Origin of the sequence: Halomonas sp. 72 (genome assembly GCF_052379785.1) — a bacterium.
Taxonomy (GTDB): Bacteria; Pseudomonadota; Gammaproteobacteria; order Pseudomonadales; family Halomonadaceae; genus Vreelandella; species Vreelandella citrativorans.
The window spans coordinates 83844-105758 of sequence record NZ_JBQSYY010000004.1; the positions used below are offsets into that span (position 1 = coordinate 83844).

Genomic DNA, 21915 nt, shown 5'->3' on the forward strand with positions numbered 1-21915 from the left:
TGGGCGAGCGGTTAAGCGTAACAGTTGAGCGCAGGCTCACGGCCCAGGCCGTGTTAACGGCCAGGTGACACGGCCACCGGCGCAGTTGAAGCCCTCTGCTGGCGAGGGCGAACTACCCAGAACCCTACGGCTCCCGCCATCAGCAACATGCTCCCGCAGCCGACCGCCAGCATATAGCCACCCTGCACGGCACTGCCAGGCACACTAAACTGCTCGGCGAACCCGGCCAACGTGACCGCGTACTGTTGCCAGAGAAATACCCCGATGGCGCCACCGGAAAGCATGGTGCACAGGGCAATCACACGGGTGCCTGTCACCCAGCCACTGACGGCCTGAGCATCAAATGTATGCAGAAACGTCTGGTACTCTTTCTCGGCCTGGCTGACATGGGTAAACCTGGAAGCCAGCGTAATCGCCACCAGCGCCATCAAGGTGCTTAGCAGTACCGGGTGCAAATATACCGGCAGGCTAAGCCACTCGGCCTGAATCATCATCGACAGCGCGACGTTACCCACAAAGCCCACCGCCAAGCCCCAGCCCGCGCCTGCGGCGGTAATCCGCTTGCTCCAGATGCTCATCAAAGCAACCGGCCCCCAGGAAGAGGCAAATAGCGTGGCGGCAAACCATACCACTGACATAACCGCAGGCGGTTGAAACAGCGCCAGCAGCAGTGCTATCAAGCCCGCAGCGAGCACCGCAATACGGCTTTTTCGCATGGCCGACGTCTCATCTTGCGAGGCTGAGAGGATATCGTTGGAGAGGCTAAAGCCGATGATCGACAGAAACGTCGAGCAAGACGATAGCCCCGCCGCAAAGACGCCCGTTAGAATGACCACACCAAGCCAGGTTGGCAGCACGTTGAGCGCCACCCAAATCATGGAGCGCTCCGGGTCCAGCCCGGCATCGTAAAGATTGATGGCCGCCCCGGTCATCATCATCAATGCGTAGAAGATGGCCAGCGCCACTGCCGTCAACATGGCCGAACGCATTACCACGTGCTCATTGCGGGCCATCAGGTAACGGCTGGATTGCCAAGGACTCGCCGCCAGCACCGCTGCCCACACAAGGCCGAGTGTTAGTCCCCAGGTAAGCGCCTCGCCAGGCGAGGAGAAGTTGGCCTCAGGCCCTTCCAGCACGCCGTGCCATAGCGCAATGCCGGGCTTGTCGGTTTGGGTAAGCAGGCCTTCCACCACACCGTTCCACCCGCCCAAATCTTGAATCACATAGATCGAACCGCCCAAGGCTGCCAGCGAGAAGATCACAAACATGATGGTGTCGGTGAGCATGACACCGGGCGATCCCGAATAGAGAATAAAACCCGTATACGTTGCCCACACCAATACCAACCCGACCCAGTACGGCATACCGGTCAGCTCAGAGAACATGATGCCCGCGCCCTGCATAACGCCTAACAGATACGCGCCAAGGCCGATAATTGTGGTCAGCCCGGCAATCACCTGAACACGGCGCGAGGCAAAGCGCTTGCCAAAAAATTCCGGCACGGTACGTGCCCCGCTGCGCCGAAGGTAACGCCCAAACACCAGCGCACCCAGCAGGCATCCCGAGGTGCTGACGGCCGCGAAGATCAGCATCACAAACGGATAGCCCTGATAGGCAAAACCCGTTTCACCGAGAAACGCGCTGGTGCTGAGATAGCTTGCTACCAGCGTACCCAGGATAAAAAACGTGGGAGCATTGCGGCCAGCAACCAGATAATCATCCAGACCTTTGACGCGCCGTCCGGCGAGATGCCCGATAACAAAGTAGCCCACCAGGCTGAGCAGTATTGCGATGGTGTAAATCATGAGAATAGCCGTCAGGTTATTAATATTGTTTAGCCATGGTGCAATGCTTTGGCTGTCTACTCTTTGCTATTAGCGGCAACGCATGCAGGAATCACGACACGATATCCGCTAACCAATAGGGGCGCCATTGAAATGGCGCCCCTATTGGCAACAACAAAGTACAGCAACAAACCTGACTATCGCGCTATTTTGGGCACCGCATTGAGCTCGCGCCACTCCTTGTGAAGCCCTTTGTAAAGGCTGAAACACATCAGCAGAAGCACCAGCGTAAAGGGTAACCCTGTCGCCACCGCGCCTGCTTGCAGCGCGCTAAGCGCCGCGCTACCGCCACCGTAAAGCAGCACACCAGCGATGACACCTTCAAGCGCGGCCCAGAACACCCGCTGCCCCTTGGGCGCATCGGTTTTCCCACCCGCGGTGATATTGTCGATGACGAGGGAGCCAGAATCCGCCGAGGTAATGAAAAAGACCAGCACCAGCACAATCGCCAGCGTCGAGGTGATGCCAGTGAACGGCAGTAGCTCCAGCATGTGGAACATGGCAAGCGAAACGTCGCTGATGCCGTTGGCTAATTCGCCCATGCTATTTTCGGCCTGAAACAGTGCCGCGCCGCCAAAGGTGCTCATCCATACCAGCGTGACCAGCGTCGGCACCAACAGCACCGCAATCAGGAACTCGCGTACCGTGCGCCCCCGGGATACACGGGCAATAAACATCCCCACAAACGGCGACCAGGAGATCCACCACGCCCAGTAGAAGATGGTCCAGCCGTGATACCAGACGTCATCATCGCGGCCAATCCAGTTCGAAAGCGGCAGGATATGGCTGACATAGTCCACTGCCGTGGTGCCAATTCCCGTTATAATCATCAGCGTCGGTCCGGCGATTACCACAAACAGCAGCAGCACTGCCGCGACCACCATATTGATGTTCGAGAACAGCTTGACGCCGCCGTCGATTCCCCGCCATACCGAAAACAGTGCAATCACTGTAACCACCAGGATGATTGCCATCTGCGTTCCAAGGGTATTGGGTATGTCGAAAAGATAGGCAAGCCCGCCAGCCGCTTGGGTAGCGCCAAAGCCAAGCGACGTTGCCAAGCCAAAGATGGTTGCCAATACGGCAAGAATATCAATGGCATGGCCTGCCCAGCCGCGCGTTCGCTCACCCAAAATCGGGTAAAAAGCAGAGCGCAGGGTTAGCGGCAAGCCTTTATTGTAGGTAAAAAAAGCCAAGGATAGCGCGACAACGCCATAGATCGCCCATGGATGAAGCCCCCAATGAAACATGGTGGCGCCCATAGCGGCGCTAGCGCCCTCCGGTGTACCTGGGGGAATATTCAAGGGTGTACCGTACCAATCGGTGTAGTAGGCCACTGGTTCAGCAACACTCCAGAACATCAGCCCGATACCCATACCCGCCGCAAACAGCATGGCGAACCAGGAGGTGCGCGAGTATTCCGGCTTGGCATCATTTCCGCCCAAGCGTATCCGCCCAACCGGAAGACAGATAAGCGCCAGACAGAACACTACAAAAATATTACCCGCAATCATGAACAGCCAGTCGAAATGCTCAATCGACCAGTTCTTGGCAAGGCCAAGCTGGGTATTCGCAGCATCGGAATAGATCAGCGCATAAAGAATAAACAGCAGAATGGCGAGTGCGGAGAGCGGAAAGACGGGGTTATGGAAATCCAGCCCCATCACCTGCTTGTTATCCTGACCGGGGGTCAAAACAGGATCATCATGGTCCATAGGTTATCCTCATTGTTATTTTTTTCTGTACGCTAACCGCCAAGGTGGCGGATAGGGCGTTTAAATTTTTAGGCGATACTCACTTGCGCAGTTATTCAAAACCGACCCCGGCATAGCTATTGCCGCGTTGCCAGCGCTATTGCCGGCCGATTTATAGGTACACTGACAGACCAACAACCAACACAAGAGAGGATGCCGTCATGATGATTGTCGAACTGATTGATGGTGATGATTTTCGGGCACAGCTGACCGCGCTGGGTATCGATATTCCAGAGAACGCCGACCCCGATACATGTGCTCAAATCGCCGCTGAGGCCCATCGCAAGCAGGAGATTGTCGAGCTGCCAACGTTGGTGCGCAAGCTTATCGATCAAAAGGACATTCTGCTGCCTTCGGTACGCCACGCTATTGAGCGTTTTCTGCCCTTTGAGTAAGGGCATGAGCTGATTGATTAATGCGTTGATGAACGGATTGGCAATTGCTAGACGCAGGCTGGCCCGCCAAAGCGGGCCAGCCCATCATCAGCGTGCAGTTAGCCCTGCGCCAACTGCAGCGATACGCTATCGCTTCCCAGATTGCTGAGCATGCGCTCGGAGTACCAATCAATAAAGTCGATGACGCCAAACTCGTAGGTTGGTGAATAGGGGCCGGGCTGGTAGGCCTTGGAGTTGATACCGCGCTGATTCTCTTCCGCCAGCTGGCGATCCTGATCGTTGGTGGCGTCCCACACGCGACGCATGTTTTCCGGGTCGTAATCCACGCCCTCTACCGCGTCCTTGTGCACCAGCCACTTGGTCGTGACCATGGTTTTCTGCGGGCCAAGCGGCAATACACGGAACACGACGGCATGGTCGCCCATGAAGTGGTTCCAGGAGTTGGGCAGGTGCAGAATGCGCAGCGAGCCCATGTCCGGGCTGGTCAACCGGCCCATCAGCTTGTTACACGCTGGCTTGCCATCCATGGTCATGGACACCACGCCATCAAGTAGCGGTGTGCGCGTCAGGCGGTTACGCTTGTCAAAGCGCTTGAGCCGCCAAGGCACCTGCTCGCCGTTCCAATCGGCCTGCTTGCGGGTCACCAGGTCTTTATATTTGTCCGTCGCGCGCGGGTCTTCGGTATCGTCAAACTCGATTAGCGAGTTCAAAAGCTCTGGGTGCGCACCATTACAGTGATAACACTCGCGGTTATTCTCGATGACCAGCTTCCAGTTGGCCTGCTCAATAATACTCGACTCTACAGCGACCTTGACGTTATCCATCTGGTACGGCTCAAGGTAGTGCTCAAGCGTCTCCAGGAGGTCGTCGATGGCGGGCGGGTTATCGCTCAGATTAATAAATACAAAGCCCCCCGCCGTGCGCACGTTAACCGGCTTCAGCCCGAACTGGTTAAGGTCGAAGTCCGTACCCATGTCGCTTCCGGCAAACAGCAAGCGACCGTCAAGCTCGTAAGTCCACTGATGGTAGGGGCATACCAGTTTAGCGACTTTTCCTTTGTCCTTGGTGCACAGCCGTGAGCCACGATGGCGACATACGTTATGAAAAGCATGAATCTGACCTTCACCGCCACGCACAATCACAACGGGATTATCACCGATTTCCAAGGTCATAAAGTTGCCCTTGGCCGGGATCTCGCAGGTCATCCCTGCGAATAGCCACTCTTTTTCAAAGACTTCCTGCATGTCGAGCGCAAACAAGCGGGCGTCGTTATAGAACGGTTGGGGTAGAGAAAACGCGTGCGCGCGGGACTGTAGCATATCAACCGTCGCTTCACGCATGGCAGCCAGAGGGTCGTTGAGTGTGTCATCCATTGTCTTGTTCATACCAGATATCCTTTTAAATACCGCCTCCCTTACCCAGGGTGGCGACAGAGTCATTAACCAAACGTAATTGTGTTGTTGTTAAGTTGCTGAACCTGGCGATTGTGTGAAGCGCGCAGCGCTTGCTACTTGTTGATGGATTGTGGTCCACGCCATTTGCTTTCAATTGTCTGCCCACGACACTATGTGGCGTGGCGACGACGTGGGCGGAGATTTTTGATAGGCAGAAGGTGCCGCAAGGTAAGTGCGTGTCGCTAACAGGCAAGCTGGTCATAAAGCGCGTACCCAGAATGCAGGTTAATGGTGCTGGACCGTGCAGACAGGACGGGCCGGTGAAGGCAACGCGATAGCACGGCCATATTGAGACGACGATGACAACGAACTTCTTTAATCCCGTCACGACCCAAACCTGGACCAACGGCCGCCACCATGTGCGGTGCGTCAAGATCATTCAGGAAACCTGGGACGTTCGCACGTTCTGCTTTATGGCTGAACAGCCGGTAATGTTCTTCTTCAAGCCGGGCCAATTTGTGACACTAGAGCTCGAAATCGATAATCAGCCCGTTATGCGCTCCTATACGATTTCAAGCTCTCCCTCTGTGCCTTACAGCTTCTCAATCACGGTCAAACAGGTGCCGGGAGGCCAGGTCTCCAACTGGCTGCATGCCAATTTAAAGGTCGGCGACGAGCTAGTGGTCCATGGCCCGGTGGGCAACTTCAACTCCATCGACTTTCCTGCCGAAAAGGTACTGCTTCTCTCAGGCGGCGTAGGCATCACACCGCTAATGTCGATGACGCGCTGGCTCTTCGATACCAACGCCAACGTCGATGTGGAGTTCATCCACAGCGCCCGTGCCCCGCGCGATGTCATTTTCCATCGCGAGCTGGTGCACATGTTCTCGCGCATCCCCGAATTCAAGCTCCATATCGTGTGCGAGAAGAAAGAAGATATCGGTGAGGCATGGGCTGGCTACCGCGGTTTTCTAACCCAGCCCATGCTTGAGCTAATGGCACCGGACTTCCTTGAGCGGGAGATCTTCTGTTGCGGCCCCGTACCGTATATGAATGCCATCAAAGCGATTTTGCGCGCCAACAACTACAACATGGACCACTACCATGAAGAGCTGTTTGGCGAGACGCCGGTTGACGTTCAGGAAGACGTCCTGGAGCTTGCCGAGCAGGCCGAAGTGGAAGCCGAGCTAGCAGAGCCTGAGGATCTGATCAACATCGAATTTGCCCAGTCGGGCAAAAGTGTACGTATACAAGCAGGCGAAACGGTTCACGCCGCAGCCGCCAAGCTGGGGCTGCATATTCCCAAGGCGTGCGGTATGGGCATCTGCGGCACCTGCCGAGTGGAGCTGAAATCTGGCGAGGTGGAAATGGAGCATAACGGCGGTATCACCGACGAAGATATTGAAGAGGGCTACATTCTGTCCTGCTGCAGCAAACCGAAAGGCGACCTGGTGGTCGATTTCTAACGCGGTAGCCCCTCATTCATCCACAACACTAGCCCAACCCCAAAACGGATACTGAGCTCCTCGGTATCCGTTTTTTGTGCCGTACACTCGCCTTAAGCGGACACAAAAAAACGCCCATGGCACGTAGCCATGAGCGTTATTAGCGTTGGTTACCCGCTTCTTTTAGCGCTTAATCAGGCAACACCAAGCAATCCATGCGGATCAAGCACGAACTTGCTGGCCACGCCCGCATCGAACTGCTCGTAACCTGCTGGCGCATCTTCCAGCGAAATCACCTGGGCGTTAACGATCTCGGCAATGTTCAAACGCCCGTGCAGAATGGCCTGCATCAGCTGGCGGTTGTACTGCACTACCGGCGTCTGGCCGGTATGGAACGAGAGCCCCTTGGCCCAACCCTGGCCAAAGCGCAGGCTCAGGCTACCAGTTTGTGCAGCTTTCTCGGTCGCACCCGGATCTTCCGTTACGTATAGACCAGGAATGCCGATAGAACCGCCTTCGCGAGTGACTTCCATCATCTGGTTAAGCACCACTGCCGGCTGCTCTTTACCGCCATGCCCGATCGCTTCAAAGCCCACCGCATCAATGGCGCTGTCCACACTAGGCTCGCCGACCACTGCGGCAATCATCTCGCCCAAACGGTCATGCTTGCTTAGATCAATCGGTACAAAGCCCATCTTGCGGGCGTGCTCCAGGCGATCCTTGTTGAAATCGCCAATCATCACTACCGCTGCGCCTAACAGGCGTGCCGAGGCGGCAGCGGCCAGCCCTACAGGGCCTGCGCCCGCTACGTACACGGTGGAACCCGCACCAACGCCCGCTTTCAAGGCGCCGTGGAAACCAGTCGGAAGAATATCGCTCAACATGGTTAGATCGCGAATCTGGCTCATGGCCTGATCACGGTCCGGGAACTTGAGCAGGTTGAAGTCAGCGTAGGGCACCATTACGTAGTGCGCCTGACCGCCCACCCAGCCACCCATATCAACATAGCCGTAGGCACCGCCCGCTCGGTCATCGTTAACATGCAGGCAAAGACCGGTGTGGCCCTCTTTACAGGTGCGGCAGCGGCCGCAAGCGACGTTGAAGGGAACGGATACAATATCGCCAATGTTTAGAAACTCGACGCCCTTGCCTTTTTCGATCACCTCACCAGTGATCTCGTGCCCCAGCACCATACCGGTAGGCGCCGTGGTGCGTCCGCGTACCATGTGCTGGTCGGAGCCGCAAATATTCGTGGACACTACTTTCAGAATGACACCGTGATCAATGGGCTTGCCATGGGGGGTTTCCATTTTCGGGTAGGCGATATCCTGAACTTCGACTTTACCGTCGCCGATATAAACAACACCACGATTGTTGGACATGCGAAATCCTCTCTTCCGGGTGCTGGCGCAGTCTCAAGAGGTTTTCTCAGAGAGCGGTCTCAAGGACGCTATCAAGGGCCACTCCAACAACTGCGCTGGCATCATTATTTTAAATCGAGCTGGCGTATGTGAAGCGCTTTCGAGAAACGCTTCCTGATCAGCAGGCCAATTAAAGATTAGCCTGTTGCCGCAGCATGACGCACCCGGCCTACCCGCAATTACTTATAAACGACGTCGAGCAATAAATGAGCGACGCCTTATAAAGGCCCATAAAAAATTCACGTCAATGTCGCAAATACGCCGAGCGGTGACGTCGGTAAGCATCTTGGGGGGCAAGCCCAGCGATACTATCGCGGCACGATAGCGTGAATGGTGATGCCATTCCTGACGCTAACAAACTCCCAGACCGAATATAAGCGACTAGCCTGGAGACCCAGATGACTCACAATAACTTTTCTCCCGAAGCCCGCTTGGCCAACTACGACACGGCCCTTGCCTCGGCAATCGCTGAAGAGACAGCGCGTCAAGAAGCCCACATCGAACTGATCGCCTCTGAGAACTACACCAGCAAGCTGGTGATGGAAGCGCAAGGCACCCAGTTGACTAACAAGTACGCCGAAGGCTATCCCGGTAAGCGCTATTACGGCGGCTGTGAATTCGTCGACAAGGTGGAAGCGCTGGCTATCGAGCGGGCTTGCAGCCTGTTTGGTGCCAACTATGCCAACGTACAGCCCCATTCCGGCGCTCAGGCCAATGCGGCGGTATTCATGGCGCTGGTAAGTCCTGGCGACACTATTCTGGGCATGAGCCTGGCCCACGGCGGCCACCTGACCCACGGTGCAGCCCCCAACTTCTCGGGCAAGCACTACAACGCTATCCAGTACGGCCTGGTCGAAGGCACCGGCGAAATCGACTACGACGAAGTAGAGCGGCTGGCGCGAGAGCATAAGCCGAAAATGATCATTGCGGGTTTCTCGGCCTATTCACGCGTGGTCGACTGGCGCCGTTTCCGTAACATCGCCGATGAAGTCGGCGCCTATCTGATGGTCGATATGGCCCACGTAGCGGGCCTGGTAGCTGCTGGTCTCTACCCGAGCCCGCTGCCCTATGCCCATGTCGTGACGACCACGACCCACAAGACACTGCGCGGCCCGCGCGGCGGCCTGATTCTCTCCGCCGATGGCGACGAGACGCTTTACAAGAAGCTCAATGGCGCGGTATTCCCCGGCCAGCAGGGCGGCCCGCTGATGCATGTGATCGCGGCCAAAGCGGTGGCGTTCAAAGAGGCCATGAACCAGGACTTCGTTAACTACCAGCGTCAGGTTATCGCCAACGCCCGTGCGATGGCGCGCATCTTCGTTGAGCGTGGTTTTGATGTGGTTTCCGGCGGTACCGACGATCACCTGTTCCTGGTCTCGCTGATCAAACAGGGCATTACCGGTAAAGATGCCGACGCAGCCCTTGGGCGCGCGCATATCACGGTCAACAAGAACACCGTGCCCAACGACCCGCAAAGCCCCTTCGTTACCTCGGGCCTGCGCATTGGCACTCCGGCGGTAACCACCCGCGGAATGGTTGAGGCAGACTGTGAGCACCTGGCAGGCTGGATTTGCGACATTCTTGACGTACTGGCCGACCAGCAGGACACCACTGACGTAGAAAACCAGGTACGTGAAAACGTCGCCGACCTGTGTGCCCACTACCCGGTATATGGCCAAGCCCAAACCACCAGTGAGCACGTAGCCGATAGCGCCTCAATCGCCTGACGATAGCCGCCAGCCGGCTCCGCGGAGCCGATCAAGGAGAAACTTTATGCAACGTTATTCCGGCTTCGGACTGGTCAAACATGCGCTTGGACATCACGAAAACTGGGAGCGCCAGTGGCGCAACCCTGAGCCCAAGAAGCGCTACGACGTCATCATTGTCGGTGGTGGCGGTCACGGACTAGCCACTGCTTACTACCTGGCGAAAGAGTTCGGCATCAAGAATGTCGCCGTGGTTGAAAAGGGCTGGCTGGGCGGCGGCAACACCGCACGTAATACCACCATCGTACGCTCTAACTATCTATGGGATGAATCAGGGCGGCTTTACAACCACTCGCTGGATCTGTGGAAGGGCCTCTCCCAGGATTTGAACTACAACGTGATGTTTTCCCAGCGCGGTGTACTCAATCTGGGCCACACCCTGCAGGACATGCGTGATATTCAGCGCCGCGTTCATGCTAACCGTTTGAACGGTATCGACAGCGAGGTAGTCACTCCGCAACAGATCAAGGAGATCGAGCCTCAACTGGATATTTCCAGCCGTGCCCGCTACCCGATCATGGGCGCTTCCTGGCAGAAGAGTGCCGGCGTGGCGCGCCACGATGCGGTGGCCTGGGGCTATGCGCGTGGTGCCGATGCTCTCGGCGTGGATCTTCTGCAAAATACCGAGGTCACCGGCTTCAAGATTCGCGATGGCAAGGTGCTGGGCGTCCACACCAACCGCGGTGATATCGAAGCCAATACCGTGGGCTGCGTGGCGGCGGGCAACTCCGGCGTATTGGCTAACATGGCGGGCATCAAGCTGCCGTTGGAATCCCATCCGCTACAAGCATTAGTGTCCGAGCCGCTCAAGCCGGTCCTCAATACCGTCACCATGTCCAACCACGTTCACGGCTACATCAGCCAGTCCGACAAGGGCGACCTGGTCATCGGGGCGGGCATCAACGGCTACGTCGGTTACGGCCAGCGCGGCAGCTACTCGACCATTGAGCACACCCTTCAGGCCATCGTCGAGATGTTCCCGATGTTCTCTCGGGTGCGTATGAACCGCCAGTGGGGCGGCATCGTCGATACCTGCCCGGATGCTTGCCCGATCCTGTCCAAAACGAAGGTTAAAGGTCTGTATTTCAACTGTGGCTGGGGCACCGGTGGTTTCAAGGCGACCCCCGGATCCGGGCATGTTTTCGCCGCAAGCCTGGCCAAGGGTGAAATGCACCCCATCGCTGCGCCTTTTTCCATCGACCGTTTCAATACCGGTGCGCTGATTGATGAACACGGCGCCGCTGGCGTGGCGCACTGAGGAGAGCCCATCATGTTTTATATCTTCTGCCCCTACTGCAAGGAGCACCGCGAGGAAGAGGAGTTCCACCCTCGCGGCCAGGCCCACTTGATGCGCCCTTCCGACCCGGACAATACCAGCGACGAGGAGTGGGGTGACTACCTGTTCTTCCGCAACAACCCGCGCGGTATTCACCACGAAATGTGGGTGCACTCGGTGGGCTGTCGCAAGTTCTTCAATATCACCCGCAATACGGTGACCTACGAAATTCTCGAAACCTACCCCATGGGTGAGCAGCCAAGCATTACGGCGGCAACGCCCGATGTTCGTCACGAACAAGGTGTTCAAGTGGCCGATGGCGGCTGGCAGACCGTGGGCGCACGGCCTGAAAACAAAGCACTGAATGAGGAGGCCTCGCCATGACCCAGAAAAATCGTATTGATGCCGGCGGGCGTGTCGATCGTTCCCAAGTGCTTGAATTCACCTTTAACGGCCAGCGTTACCAGGGTCTGAAAGGCGACACGCTCGCTTCGGCACTGCTCGCCAACGGCGTGAATATCGTCAACCGTAGCTTCAAGTATTCACGCGCTCGCGGCATTGTCGCCGCCGGTGCCGAAGAGCCCAATGCCGTCGTTCAGTTGGGCGCCAAGGATGACACCCAAGTGCCCAACGTCCGCGCTACCCAGCAGGGCCTGTACAACGGCCTGGTGGCGCGCAGTACCAATGGTTGGCCCAACGTTCAGCGTGACGTAATGAGCTGGGTAGGCAAGCTGGGCGGTGGTTTTATGCCGCCAGGGTTCTACTACAAGACCTTTATGGCCCCTGCCTCAATGTGGATGACCTATGAGAAGTATATCCGCATGGGCGCGGGGCTAGGTCGTGCACCGACCGAGTCCGATCCGGACATTTATGATCACATGCATCACCACTGCGATGTGATGGTGATCGGCGCGGGCCCAGCGGGGCTTGCCGCGGCGCTTTCTGCCGCGCGTTCCGGTGCGCGTTCCGGTGCGCGTGTGATCCTGTGTGATGAACAGGAAGAGATGGGCGGCTCGCTACTGGATAGCCGCGAAACCCTGGATGGCGTTTCAGCGACGCGCTGGGTTGAGCAAACAGTAAAAGAGCTTGGCGCGATGGATAACGTGACGCTGCTGCCACGCACCACCGCCAACGGCTATCACGACCACAACTTTGTCACGCTGCACGAGCGGCGTACCGAGCATATGGCCGATACCGCCCGTGAAGCGGGCTTCCCCGGTGAATCACGTGCGCGTCTTCACCGCGTGCGCGCCCGCCAAGTGGTGCTGGCCAGCGGCGCCCACGAACGCCCCTTGGTGTACGCCAACAACGACTTGCCGGGCACCATGCTCGCAGGCGCCGTTTCCAACTATATTCGCCGCTACGCGGTGGTGCCCGGCAACAGCCTGGTGCTTTCCACCAGCAACGACCACGCTTACCGCGCAGCTCTCGACTGGAAAGAAGCCGGACGTAAGGTCGTCGCCATTGTCGATGCCCGCGCCAACCCTGATGGCGACCTGGTTCGCCAGGCACGCGACAGCGGTATTCGCGTGATCACTGGCAGTGCCGTCATCGAAGCACGCGGTAATCAGCGTGTTACCGGCGCACGCGTCTCGGCCGTTGATCTTGAGCGTTTCGTGGTGACCGGCAAAGCCGAAGAGCTTGAGTGCGATACCATCGCCACCTCCGGCGGCTATAGCCCGGTGATCCACCTCTCCTCACACACCGGCACACGCCCGGCATGGGACGAAGAGTTATTAGGTTTTGTGCCCGGCACGGTCAAGGGCATGCAGTCGGCTGGCGGCGTGGCGGGCTATTATGCCCTCGGCGAAACGCTTGCCGATGGCGCTCGCATTGGGTGTCAGGCAGCGCTGGAGTGCGGCTTTAACAGCGCCGAGGAAGCTGCCCTGCCCGCCACGCGAGCGCGGCGTGATGCGCCTTCCTGCGCGCTTTATCAAGTGCCGCATGAAAAGAGCGCCCTACGCGCGCCCAAGCAGTTTGTTGACCTGCAAAACGATGTCACCGCGGCGGGTATTGAGCTTGCCACCCGCGAAGGCTTTGAATCCATTGAGCACGTCAAGCGCTACACCGCGCTGGGCTTTGGTACCGACCAAGGGAAGCTTGGCAACATCAACGGCATGGCGATTGCTGCACGCTGCCTGAAACGCTCGATTCCCGAAGTAGGCACCACCGTGTTCCGGCCCAACTATACGCCGGTGACCTTTGGCGCCATCGTTGGCCGTCACTGCGGCGAGCTGTTTGACCCTGAGCGCTACACCGCGCTGCACCAGTGGCACGTGGAAAACGGAGCCGAGTTCGAGGATGTCGGCCAGTGGAAACGCCCGTGGTACTTCCCTCGCACCGTGAATGGCAAGAAAGAAACCATGCACGATGCAGTCAACCGCGAGTGCTTGGCGGTGCGCGAAGGCGTGGGCATTCTGGATGCCTCGACGCTTGGCAAGATTGATATTCAAGGCCCGGATGCCCGCGAGTTCCTGGGTCGCGTCTATACCAACAAGTGGGCCCAGCTCGCCCCTGGCCGCGTGCGTTACGGCCTGATGTGTAAAGACGACGGCATGCTGATGGATGATGGTACCACCAGTTGCCTGGGTGATAACCACTTCCTGATGACCACCACCACCGGCGGCGCGGCAGGCGTACTCGAGTGGCTGGAGCTGTGGCACCAGACCGAGTGGCCGGAGCTTCAGGTCTACTTCAACTCGGTGACCGACCACTGGGCAACCATGACCGTGACCGGCCCGGACGCCCGCAAGCTTTTGTCCGAGCTGACCGACATGAATCTTGATAAAGAGAACTTCAAGTTCATGGATTGGCGCGATGCCACGGTCGCCGAGGTGCCCGCGCGCATCTTCCGCATTTCGTTCACCGGCGAGCTGGCGTTCGAGATCAACGTGCAAGCCAACTACGCCATGCACGTCTGGAAGAAGCTTTTCGAGCACGGTAAAAAGTACAACCTGACGCCTTACGGTACCGAAACCATGCACGTCCTGCGTGCGGAAAAAGGCCTGATCATTGTCGGCCAGGATACCGACGGTTCGGTGACGCCGGAAGACCTTGGAATGCGCTGGGCGATCGGCTACGACAAGCCCTTCCCGTGGATCGGCAAGCGCGCCCTGTCACGCCCCGACACCCGCCGTACGGACCGCAAGCAGTTTGTCGGCCTGAAACCCAAAGACCCAAGCGTGGTACTGGAGGAAGGCGCCCAGGTCGTCTTTGACGGCAAGCAGTCGATCCCTATGGACATGAAGGGGCACGTAACGTCGAGTTACTACAGCGCCTCGCTCAAACACGGCTTCGCCCTTGCCGTGGTAATGGGTGGTCACGAGCGAATGGGGCAGACCGTCTATATTCCCATGACCGATGGCACAGTGCATGAAGCTGAAATCGTAAGCCCTGTCTTCATCGACCCGAAAGGAGAGCGCCAGCATGTCTAACGCGAGTGTACCTAACGTTTGCGAGTTCAACACCGTGCCCGACGGCAATCCGCAGGTCGAATCTCCTCTGGCGTGGAGCTACCAGCAGCACCCGGTGCCCCGCACTAATGGTCAGGCAGGCGTTGTCCTGCGTGAAAAAGCACTGCTGGGCCACCTGGTGCTGCGCGGCGGGGCCATCGTGCTCGATGAAGCGGTTCGCGCCACGCTTGGCATGAGCCTACCGGCCAAGCCCAATGCCCTGGAACACGACGATAGCGGCGAGCGCACAATCCAGTGGCTCTCGCCCGACGAATGGCTAGTGATTGTGCCGGGCGGCGAAGAGTGCGCGCTAGAAAGTGCGCTGCGCCAGGCCTTGGGCGATGCCCACGTGAGCATCGTCAATGCAAGCGGCGGCCAGACAGTGCTAACGCTTAGCGGCGACAATGCCCGCGAGGTGCTGATGAAGTCGATCTCCTATGACGTACATCCCAGCACATTTACCGTGGGCAAGGGGGTAACCACCGTGTTTGCCAAGGCCACCGTGGTTTTGCGCCGCCCTTCCGAGACACACTGGGAATTGGTGGTGCGCCGCAGCTTTGCCGACTACTGCTACCGTTGGCTGCTCGACGCCTCGGCGGAATATGGTATCGACACACAATAATAAGCCGGCAGGCCGGCACCACCGGCCTGCCCTGACTGCTGATCAAGCTGATGAAAGAGAAGCGCCATGAGCCGAATGACGGATACCTGGATACTTGCCGCCCAATGCCCCAGCATTCTGGGCACGGTCGATGTGGTGACCCGCTTTTTAAAAGAGCAGCACTGCTATATCACCGAACTGAGCTCATTTGATGACCGGTTGGGTGAACGCTTTTTTATTCGAGCGGAGTTTCGTCCCGAGCGAGAAGCGTTTGATGAGCAGGCGTTTCAGGAAAATTTTCTGCCGCGCGCCACCGATTTCGACATGACGTTTGAACTGACCCCTCCGGCCAAGCGCACGGGTGCAGTCATTCTGGTATCCAAGGCAGATCACTGCTTAAACGACCTGCTCTACCGCTACCGTACCGGGCAGTTGCCACTGGATATCAAGGCGATTATCTCCAATCACCCGGATCTTGAGCCCTTAGCGAGCTGGCATGATCTGCCTTACTATCATCTGCCTATCACGCCCGAGACCAAGGCAGAACAGGAGGCCCAGGTACTCGATATTATTGAGAATACGGGGGCGGAGCTAGTAATTCTGGCGCGCTACATGCAGGTATTGTCACCGAGCATGTGCGAGCTTTTGAGCGGGCGAGCCATCAACATTCACCACTCACTACTACCGGGCTTCAAAGGTGCCAAGCCCTACCACCAGGCCTACGAAAAAGGCGTTAAGCTGGTAGGCGCTACGGCGCACTACATTAATAACGACCTCGACGAGGGGCCGATTATTGCTCAAGGAGTGGAGCCAGTTGATCATGCACACTACCCTGAGGACCTGGTCGCCAAAGGGCGCGATATAGAGTGTCTGACGCTCGCCCGCGCTATTGGCTATCACCTTGAGCGGCGAGTCTTTCTGCACAATGGGCGCACGGTGGTATTTGGCAACTAGCCGCGCTTGCTTGACGCTACTCCTTTCATCCACAGAACAATCATCAAGTCTGCTCATTAATCGACGCCAGGACCAGGTTACGCGGCATTAATTCGCGATTCCCCTGTCCAACGTTGGGTGAGTCGACTTTTTATTTCCCATTCAGAGGTCTTCCATGCCTATTAGTGTCTTCGACCTTTTCAAAATTGGCGTCGGCCCCTCCAGCTCACACACGGTCGGCCCCATGATGGCGGCCTTCAAGTTTTCGGCCGTTCTGCGCGATAGCCAGTTGCTCGACCAGGTGAGCCGCCTGGAAGTGCATCTGTATGGCTCGCTTTCCGCCACGGGTATCGGCCATGGAACCGACCATGCCATTATCATGGGCTTGTTGGGCGAACGCCCGGACACCATCGATCCTTCGATTATCAACACCACGATTGCGGCGTTGAAAGAGACGCGTAGCCTATCGCTGGGGCGCCAGAAAGATGTCACGTTTGAATGGGACCAGGACATTATCTTTCATGAAGAGAGCCTGCCCCATCACCCGAACGCCATGAAACTTTGCGCCTTTGCCGAAGATGGCAGCCTACTGACCGCCAACACGTACTACTCGGTAGGCGGCGGTTTTGTGGTTGACCAAAACCAGGTGGATGCCAAGCTTGAAGACATGGACACCGCCAAGATCCCCTTCGACTTTAACTCCGCCGAAGAACTACTCGCCATCTGTAAGCGTGAAGGCATGAGCATCAGCCGCCTGATGATGGAGAACGAGAAAACCTGGCGCGGCGAGCAGGAAGTAAGAGACGAGCTGTGGCGCATCTGGCAGGTCATGTGCGAGTGCATCGATAACGGCCTAACCCACGAAGGCATTCTACCCGGTGGGCTTAACGTCAAACGCCGGGCAAGGCAGCTGCATCAGCGCCTGCAGGCGGCCGAGCAGAACGACTGCCTGATCGCCACAACCTTTTCCGCCATGGAGTGGGTCAACATCTTTGCACTGGCGGTGAACGAAGAGAACGCTGCGGGAGGGCGCATGGTGACGGCCCCAACCAACGGGGCAGCGGGTATTATTCCCGCCGTGCTGCACTACTACATGAAGTTCCAGGCGGGTGCCAATGACCGCAATGTGGTGGACTTCCTGCTTGCCGCCGGTGCCATCGGTATTCTGTGCAAGAAAAATGCGTCCATATCCGGCGCCGAAGTGGGCTGCCAGGGCGAGGTGGGCTCAGCGTGCGCCATGGCCGCCGCAGGCTTGGCCGAGGTGATGGGCGCTACGCCTGAGCAGGTCGAAAACGCGGCTGAAATAGGTCTTGAGCACAACCTCGGTTTGACCTGCGACCCAGTAGGCGGGCTGGTTCAGGTGCCCTGCATCGAGCGCAACGCGATTGCCACCGTCAAGGCGATCAACGCCGCCCAAATGGCCCTGCGCGGCGACGGCACTCACTTTATCTCTTTAGATAAAGTTATCCGCACCATGCGTGATACCGGCAAAGACATGCTGGACAAGTACAAGGAAACGTCCAAGGGTGGGTTGGCGGTTAATGCGATTGAGTGTTAGCGCAGCGCTTTAGCCACGTTACACGCCACAATGTGCCAAGTTACATTGTGGCTTTTAGGCGTCAGCATTGAGCTTCACGTCCAGCGCCTAATATCCCGACTCTCTCAGGTCCCTTTCTCAAGACCAGCCTGCCTATAAGCGTTGCCTTTACCTTGACTAAAGTCGTAGCCAGCTCATCGTTTGAATACTGGTAGGGTATACGACTTTATTACAATGCCTAAACGATTGGCTGAAAAATGCCCCAGTTGCTGGCTTGGCAACAGCTAAGTTCATAAAGGTAATGTTAAGTTGTCGCTTATACCTTGGAGGCATCATGGAGCTACGCCACCTTAGATACTTTTGCATTGTGGCCGAAGAGCTTAATTTCACCTGTGCTGCTGAAAGATTGCACATGTCGCAACCGCCTCTATCGCGCCAAATTAAGCAGCTAGAGCAGGAAGTGGGTGCCGAATTGTTTGAGCGAAGCTCAAGAGGGTTGCGCCTAACGCCTTCTGGTGTATTTTTTCAGCAGCACGCTTTGCAGATATTAGAAAAAGTGGAAGTCACCATCGATGCCACGCGACATATGGCGCGCAGCAAGCGTGCGCTATTCGGTATTGGTTTTGTGCCATCTGTTTTTTATGGACAGCTTCCGACATTAGTCCGTGACTTACGCCGCATTGAGAATGTTGAACTTACACTGGCAGAACTCACAACAGTACAACAAATTCAAGCACTCAAAGCAGGCCGCATCGATATGGGATTCGGACGCATTCGCATTGATGATCCAGACGTAGAGCAGGATATTCTCTTCGATGAACCGTTGATTGCAGCCCTCTCGAGCGGCCATCCACTCGAGGGTACGACCCCGACCTGCGAGGAGCTGGCTCGCTATCCCCTCATTGTTTTCCCCGCAAAACCACGTCCCAGTCTTGCGGATATGATACTAGGTATTTTCCGACGCCAAGGTTTAAAGGTTGAGGTGGTACAGGAGGCGAACGAAGTACAGACAGCGCTTAGCCTTGTCGCCTCCGGTATAGGCATTACATTGGTCCCAGAGCAAGTAAAACGCGTTCAACGTGACGGTATTACCTATGTAGCATTGGCAGACAAGACCATAACCTCCCCCGTTATCTGCAGTCGTCGGCGAGGAGAAAAACCCTCGCCTCTAATGCAGGAAGCCAACGCTATCTTAGAGGTGCTCGTGGAAAATCGCCGTTCTGGCCGTTACCCATAGCACCACCCTTTATGGGCGCAGTATGGCGACCGGACAAGCCGCTTCGTGCAGCACTTCGTGACTAACGCTGCCAGCCACTACTTGCGAAAGACCACTACGTCCATGGGTTGTCATGGCAAGCATCGTATTATGACGACTTGCCAAATAGCTGACGATAGAGTCCGCTGTGCCGCCACCCCAAGCTGGGCCGCAAATATTTGCCCAAATGCCAAGGCATGCAAAGCACTTTCACTATCATCCATCAACCGCCACAACGATCTTTTCCATGGTCCACCCCACTACCGCGTAAGCAGTATCACGGTTATTAGGTTTTATGGTTAAGCGAGTTAAAACGTCGATGCAGCAGGTTATAGGCAAGCGCCCCAACGATCACTCCCCAGAAGGCGGAGCCTAAGCCTAGAAAACTAATGCCAGAGGCGGTGGCAATAAACGTAATGACAGAGGCTTCCAGATGGCTCTTTTCGGCCGCAAACGCACTGATATTGCTACTAATCGCGCCAAGCAGTGCAAGGCCTGCGAGTACCGCCACAAACTCCCCTGGCAACGACGTAAATAGCGCTACAATAGTGTCTGCAAAAATAGCACCAAACAGGTAGAAAACCCCATTTGCCACCCCGGCAACATAGCGCTTAGCAGGATCTTCGTGAGCTTCCTTACTGGTACAGATTGCCGCGGTAATCGCTGCGATTACCGTGGTGATACCGCCAAAAAAAGCGGTGAAAAAGGACGTTGCGCTAGCCACGATAACGATTGGTCTGGCCGGGGTCGAATACCCAGAGGCGCGTAGAATCGCCATGCCGGGTAGGAACTGTCCCGTCAAACTCACCAGTACCAAGGGAATAGCCAAGCTCAGGGTCGCATTCCAGGACCACTCAGGGCGAATAAGCTGAGGCTCGGCAAGCTGGAGTGCCACTCCCTCCAGGCTCGCGCCCTCCAGCAAGACGGCTAACGTGATACCAGCAATTAATAGCAGTACCAGGCTATAGCGCGGAGTAAGTCGCTTAAAGAGCAAATAAGCGATAATCATACCAATCGCCAGCGCCGGCACACTCTCTAAAGAGACGAAGACGCCCACCCCGAATTGGAACAGAATGCCTGCCATCATCGCGCTGGCGATACCTGGCGGTATCATTCGGATAATGCGGTCAAAAGTGCCTGTAACGCCGATCAGAAAAATGATCACAGCGGCTGTTAGGTAGGCGCCCACCGCTTCATTGAGCGTCAACCCCGGGAACAGCGTTACCAACAGCGCAGTCCCCGGCGCCGACCAAGCGGTCACCACCGGCACTTTTAACCACAGGCTTAAAAAGATACCCGAGATAGCTGCGCCGATAGAGATAGCCCACACCCAGGACGTCATCATGGCACTGGATATTTCGGCACTCTGAGCCGCTTGGAAAAAAATGGCCAAGGGCCCGGAGTAAGAAATTAGCACCGCCACAAAACCAGCAGTGATGGCAGGGATCGACAAATCCTTTTGCAATTGCTTATGAAATTGCATGCAACACACTTCCCCGTGTCAGTATTTAACGAGCAACCAACGGCCCCGGCAAGCATCTGCTTACTGAGGCCGTATCAAGCAACGCCGAGGTGAGTTTCAAGGCGAGAGGTCAGCTGCTCCACGAGTAAAAATGACGTCAAAGTCTTTGGTTTCGACGATTGCCGAAACAACGACACCCAGCACTAACGCCCAAAACGTGGCGCCAATGCCAAGAATCTGAATACCGGAAGCGGCGATCAGAAAGGCGAACAACGCGCCTATTTCATGCTTTCTGCCAGAAAAGGCGATGGCCATCGAGGAAGTAATCACGCGCATTAGCGCCAATCCCGCAATAATGGCGATGAAATAGCGCGGCGTAGCCTCCAGTAAGCTGACCACGTAACCGTAGAATGGCGCGGCAATTACGAAAATAGCTCCTGCTATCACGGCAGCAACCCAACGTTTATCGGGGGCTCCCGCTTCTGGAGAAGCGCATACGCCGGTCATGGGCGCCGCAATGCAGGTGCTATGCAGATTAAAGAATGACGACACCATGGTACCTAAGCCCCCTACAGCGGTAATCGCATTCGCTGGCGCATCTTTATAGCCCATCCCCTTTATCAAACCGACTCCCGCAGGGGTCTCCATTCCAATCAGGATGATAGCAAGTGGTAAGCCATACGTTAGGAAAGCTTCCAACGTAAACGCAGGCATGATGAACTCAGGGAATCGAATAGTGGCGTCGATGCCGGATAAATCAACGCCTGTCACGGTTAGATAGACAAGACCAGCCACCATCGAAATGATCAATGGCGGAATCTTGCGAAAGAGCCGAGAAGAGATAAAGAACGCCAGTATCATGATCGACGCTGGTACAATGGCACTTTCAAGCGGCTTGACCATATTGAGACCGAAACTAAGCAGCATTCCACCCACCATGCCCATCACTATCGGCATCGGTATCAAGCGCATGACGATCCCCATTATCCCCGTCACACCGGCAACCAGCGTGATAGCCCCAGCAATAAAGCTAGCGCCCAAGGCAGCTTCCAAGCCAATTACCGGAATAACCGCGGCAAACATCAATGCCCCGGGAATGGAGTTAGCCATGGGAAGCGGCAAACGGTAGTAAGCGGGCATGAAAAGCCCAAACAGGCCATTGATCATCAAGTAGCTGATAACCCAGATCATGATGAAGGAGGGGTCGAGGCCGGCCGATGTGCCCGCACTGATGTGAACGACGCCGACGCCGAGCCCTAATATACCCGCTACCAACCCCGTACTGGCATTGTCGGCATTGAGATCGCGCAGAAAATCACGGGGCGCATGTCTTAAGCTGACACCCTTCTCGATATGTTTCACGGTGTGCTCCAGGGAATT

At 56.6% G+C, this 21915-nt stretch carries 17 protein-coding genes; 10 read left to right on the forward strand and 7 right to left on the reverse strand.

Annotated features, from left to right (window positions below):
• Nucleotides 1-53 precede the first annotated feature (53 nt).
• Together ACT3T6_RS05850 and ACT3T6_RS05855 are read right to left on the reverse strand one after the other, a co-directional pair.
• A complete protein-coding gene (locus ACT3T6_RS05850; protein WP_193054058.1) occupies nucleotides 54-1805 on the reverse strand; it encodes a sodium:solute symporter family protein in 1752 nt (583 codons plus the stop codon).
• A 176-nt stretch (nucleotides 1806-1981) separates the two neighbouring features.
• Complete coding sequence (locus ACT3T6_RS05855; protein ID WP_193054059.1) at nucleotides 1982-3559, reverse strand: BCCT family transporter; 1578 nt, start codon at nucleotides 3557-3559, stop codon at nucleotides 1982-1984.
• A gap of 200 nt (nucleotides 3560-3759) precedes the next feature.
• Here ACT3T6_RS05855 and ACT3T6_RS05860 point away from each other — a divergent pair, with 200 nt between their 5' ends.
• On the forward strand, nucleotides 3760-3993 hold the full coding sequence (locus tag ACT3T6_RS05860; RefSeq protein ID WP_193054060.1) for a hypothetical protein: 234 nt from the start codon (nucleotides 3760-3762) through the stop codon (nucleotides 3991-3993).
• Nucleotides 3994-4091: 98 nt separating this feature from the next.
• Here ACT3T6_RS05860 and ACT3T6_RS05865 read toward each other — a convergent pair whose 3' ends face one another.
• The gene (locus tag ACT3T6_RS05865) at nucleotides 4092-5378 is read right to left on the reverse strand and encodes an aromatic ring-hydroxylating oxygenase subunit alpha (protein ID WP_193054061.1); all 1287 of its coding nucleotides are present in this window, start codon (nucleotides 5376-5378) and stop codon (nucleotides 4092-4094) included.
• A gap of 368 nt (nucleotides 5379-5746) precedes the next feature.
• Between ACT3T6_RS05865 and ACT3T6_RS05870 the strand changes: the two genes are divergently transcribed.
• Nucleotides 5747-6853, forward strand: coding sequence for a hybrid-cluster NAD(P)-dependent oxidoreductase (locus tag ACT3T6_RS05870; RefSeq protein ID WP_192526870.1), 1107 nt, complete (start codon nucleotides 5747-5749; stop codon nucleotides 6851-6853).
• 173 nt (nucleotides 6854-7026) lie between these two features.
• Here ACT3T6_RS05870 and fdhA read toward each other — a convergent pair whose 3' ends face one another.
• Nucleotides 7027-8214: a formaldehyde dehydrogenase, glutathione-independent gene (fdhA, locus tag ACT3T6_RS05875; RefSeq protein ID WP_192526869.1), complete on the reverse strand. Its 1188-nt coding sequence runs from the start codon at nucleotides 8212-8214 to the stop codon at nucleotides 7027-7029.
• Between the two features lie 437 nt (nucleotides 8215-8651).
• Between fdhA and glyA the strand changes: the two genes are divergently transcribed.
• From glyA to ACT3T6_RS05915, 8 genes are all read left to right on the forward strand, one after another.
• Complete coding sequence (glyA, locus tag ACT3T6_RS05880) at nucleotides 8652-9980, forward strand: serine hydroxymethyltransferase (RefSeq protein ID WP_192526868.1); 1329 nt, start codon at nucleotides 8652-8654, stop codon at nucleotides 9978-9980.
• A 46-nt stretch (nucleotides 9981-10026) separates the two neighbouring features.
• On the forward strand, nucleotides 10027-11277 hold the full coding sequence (locus ACT3T6_RS05885) for a sarcosine oxidase subunit beta family protein (protein WP_192526867.1): 1251 nt from the start codon (nucleotides 10027-10029) through the stop codon (nucleotides 11275-11277).
• A 12-nt stretch (nucleotides 11278-11289) separates the two neighbouring features.
• Nucleotides 11290-11679, forward strand: coding sequence for a sarcosine oxidase subunit delta (locus tag ACT3T6_RS05890; RefSeq protein WP_192526866.1), 390 nt, complete (start codon nucleotides 11290-11292; stop codon nucleotides 11677-11679).
• Nucleotides 11676-14729 (forward strand): sarcosine oxidase subunit alpha family protein, encoded by a 3054-nt coding sequence (locus ACT3T6_RS05895; protein WP_192526865.1) that lies wholly within the window; start codon nucleotides 11676-11678, stop codon nucleotides 14727-14729. Before ACT3T6_RS05890 ends, ACT3T6_RS05895 begins: the two co-directional genes overlap by 4 nt.
• Nucleotides 14722-15369, forward strand: a complete 648-nt coding sequence (locus tag ACT3T6_RS05900) for a sarcosine oxidase subunit gamma (protein WP_192526864.1) — start codon at nucleotides 14722-14724, stop codon at nucleotides 15367-15369. The genes ACT3T6_RS05895 and ACT3T6_RS05900 overlap by 8 nt, the downstream gene beginning before the upstream one ends.
• 66 nt (nucleotides 15370-15435) lie before the next feature.
• The gene (purU, locus tag ACT3T6_RS05905) at nucleotides 15436-16302 is read left to right on the forward strand and encodes a formyltetrahydrofolate deformylase (protein WP_192526863.1); all 867 of its coding nucleotides are present in this window, start codon (nucleotides 15436-15438) and stop codon (nucleotides 16300-16302) included.
• A 154-nt stretch (nucleotides 16303-16456) separates the two neighbouring features.
• Nucleotides 16457-17839: an L-serine ammonia-lyase gene (locus tag ACT3T6_RS05910; protein WP_192526862.1), complete on the forward strand. Its 1383-nt coding sequence runs from the start codon at nucleotides 16457-16459 to the stop codon at nucleotides 17837-17839.
• 313 nt (nucleotides 17840-18152) lie between these two features.
• Nucleotides 18153-19055, forward strand: a complete 903-nt coding sequence (locus ACT3T6_RS05915; RefSeq protein ID WP_192526861.1) for a LysR family transcriptional regulator — start codon at nucleotides 18153-18155, stop codon at nucleotides 19053-19055.
• A gap of 9 nt (nucleotides 19056-19064) precedes the next feature.
• Here ACT3T6_RS05915 and ACT3T6_RS05920 read toward each other — a convergent pair whose 3' ends face one another.
• The 3 genes from ACT3T6_RS05920 to ACT3T6_RS05930 form a co-directional block, all read right to left on the reverse strand.
• Nucleotides 19065-19262 (reverse strand): universal stress protein, encoded by a 198-nt coding sequence (locus ACT3T6_RS05920; protein ID WP_192526929.1) that lies wholly within the window; start codon nucleotides 19260-19262, stop codon nucleotides 19065-19067.
• Between the two features lie 97 nt (nucleotides 19263-19359).
• The gene (locus ACT3T6_RS05925; protein WP_192526860.1) at nucleotides 19360-20556 is read right to left on the reverse strand and encodes a benzoate/H(+) symporter BenE family transporter; all 1197 of its coding nucleotides are present in this window, start codon (nucleotides 20554-20556) and stop codon (nucleotides 19360-19362) included.
• Between the two features lie 96 nt (nucleotides 20557-20652).
• The gene (locus ACT3T6_RS05930; RefSeq protein WP_192526859.1) at nucleotides 20653-21897 is read right to left on the reverse strand and encodes a benzoate/H(+) symporter BenE family transporter; all 1245 of its coding nucleotides are present in this window, start codon (nucleotides 21895-21897) and stop codon (nucleotides 20653-20655) included.
• Nucleotides 21898-21915: the final 18 nt, after the last annotated feature.

Coding starts and splice junctions, on each gene's coding strand:
- ACT3T6_RS05850 (WP_193054058.1), bottom strand. CDS start 1,805: ATGATTTACACCATCGCAATACTGCTCAGCCTGGTGGGCTACTTTGTT.
- ACT3T6_RS05855 (WP_193054059.1), bottom strand. CDS start 3,559: ATGGACCATGATGATCCTGTTTTGACCCCCGGTCAGGATAACAAGCAG.
- ACT3T6_RS05860 (WP_193054060.1), top strand. CDS start 3,760: ATGATGATTGTCGAACTGATTGATGGTGATGATTTTCGGGCACAGCTG.
- ACT3T6_RS05865 (WP_193054061.1), bottom strand. CDS start 5,378: ATGAACAAGACAATGGATGACACACTCAACGACCCTCTGGCTGCCATG.
- ACT3T6_RS05870 (WP_192526870.1), top strand. CDS start 5,747: ATGACAACGAACTTCTTTAATCCCGTCACGACCCAAACCTGGACCAAC.
- fdhA (WP_192526869.1), bottom strand. CDS start 8,214: ATGTCCAACAATCGTGGTGTTGTTTATATCGGCGACGGTAAAGTCGAA.
- glyA (WP_192526868.1), top strand. CDS start 8,652: ATGACTCACAATAACTTTTCTCCCGAAGCCCGCTTGGCCAACTACGAC.
- ACT3T6_RS05885 (WP_192526867.1), top strand. CDS start 10,027: ATGCAACGTTATTCCGGCTTCGGACTGGTCAAACATGCGCTTGGACAT.
- ACT3T6_RS05890 (WP_192526866.1), top strand. CDS start 11,290: ATGTTTTATATCTTCTGCCCCTACTGCAAGGAGCACCGCGAGGAAGAG.
- ACT3T6_RS05895 (WP_192526865.1), top strand. CDS start 11,676: ATGACCCAGAAAAATCGTATTGATGCCGGCGGGCGTGTCGATCGTTCC.
- ACT3T6_RS05900 (WP_192526864.1), top strand. CDS start 14,722: ATGTCTAACGCGAGTGTACCTAACGTTTGCGAGTTCAACACCGTGCCC.
- purU (WP_192526863.1), top strand. CDS start 15,436: ATGAGCCGAATGACGGATACCTGGATACTTGCCGCCCAATGCCCCAGC.
- ACT3T6_RS05910 (WP_192526862.1), top strand. CDS start 16,457: ATGCCTATTAGTGTCTTCGACCTTTTCAAAATTGGCGTCGGCCCCTCC.
- ACT3T6_RS05915 (WP_192526861.1), top strand. CDS start 18,153: ATGGAGCTACGCCACCTTAGATACTTTTGCATTGTGGCCGAAGAGCTT.
- ACT3T6_RS05925 (WP_192526860.1), bottom strand. CDS start 20,556: ATGCAATTTCATAAGCAATTGCAAAAGGATTTGTCGATCCCTGCCATC.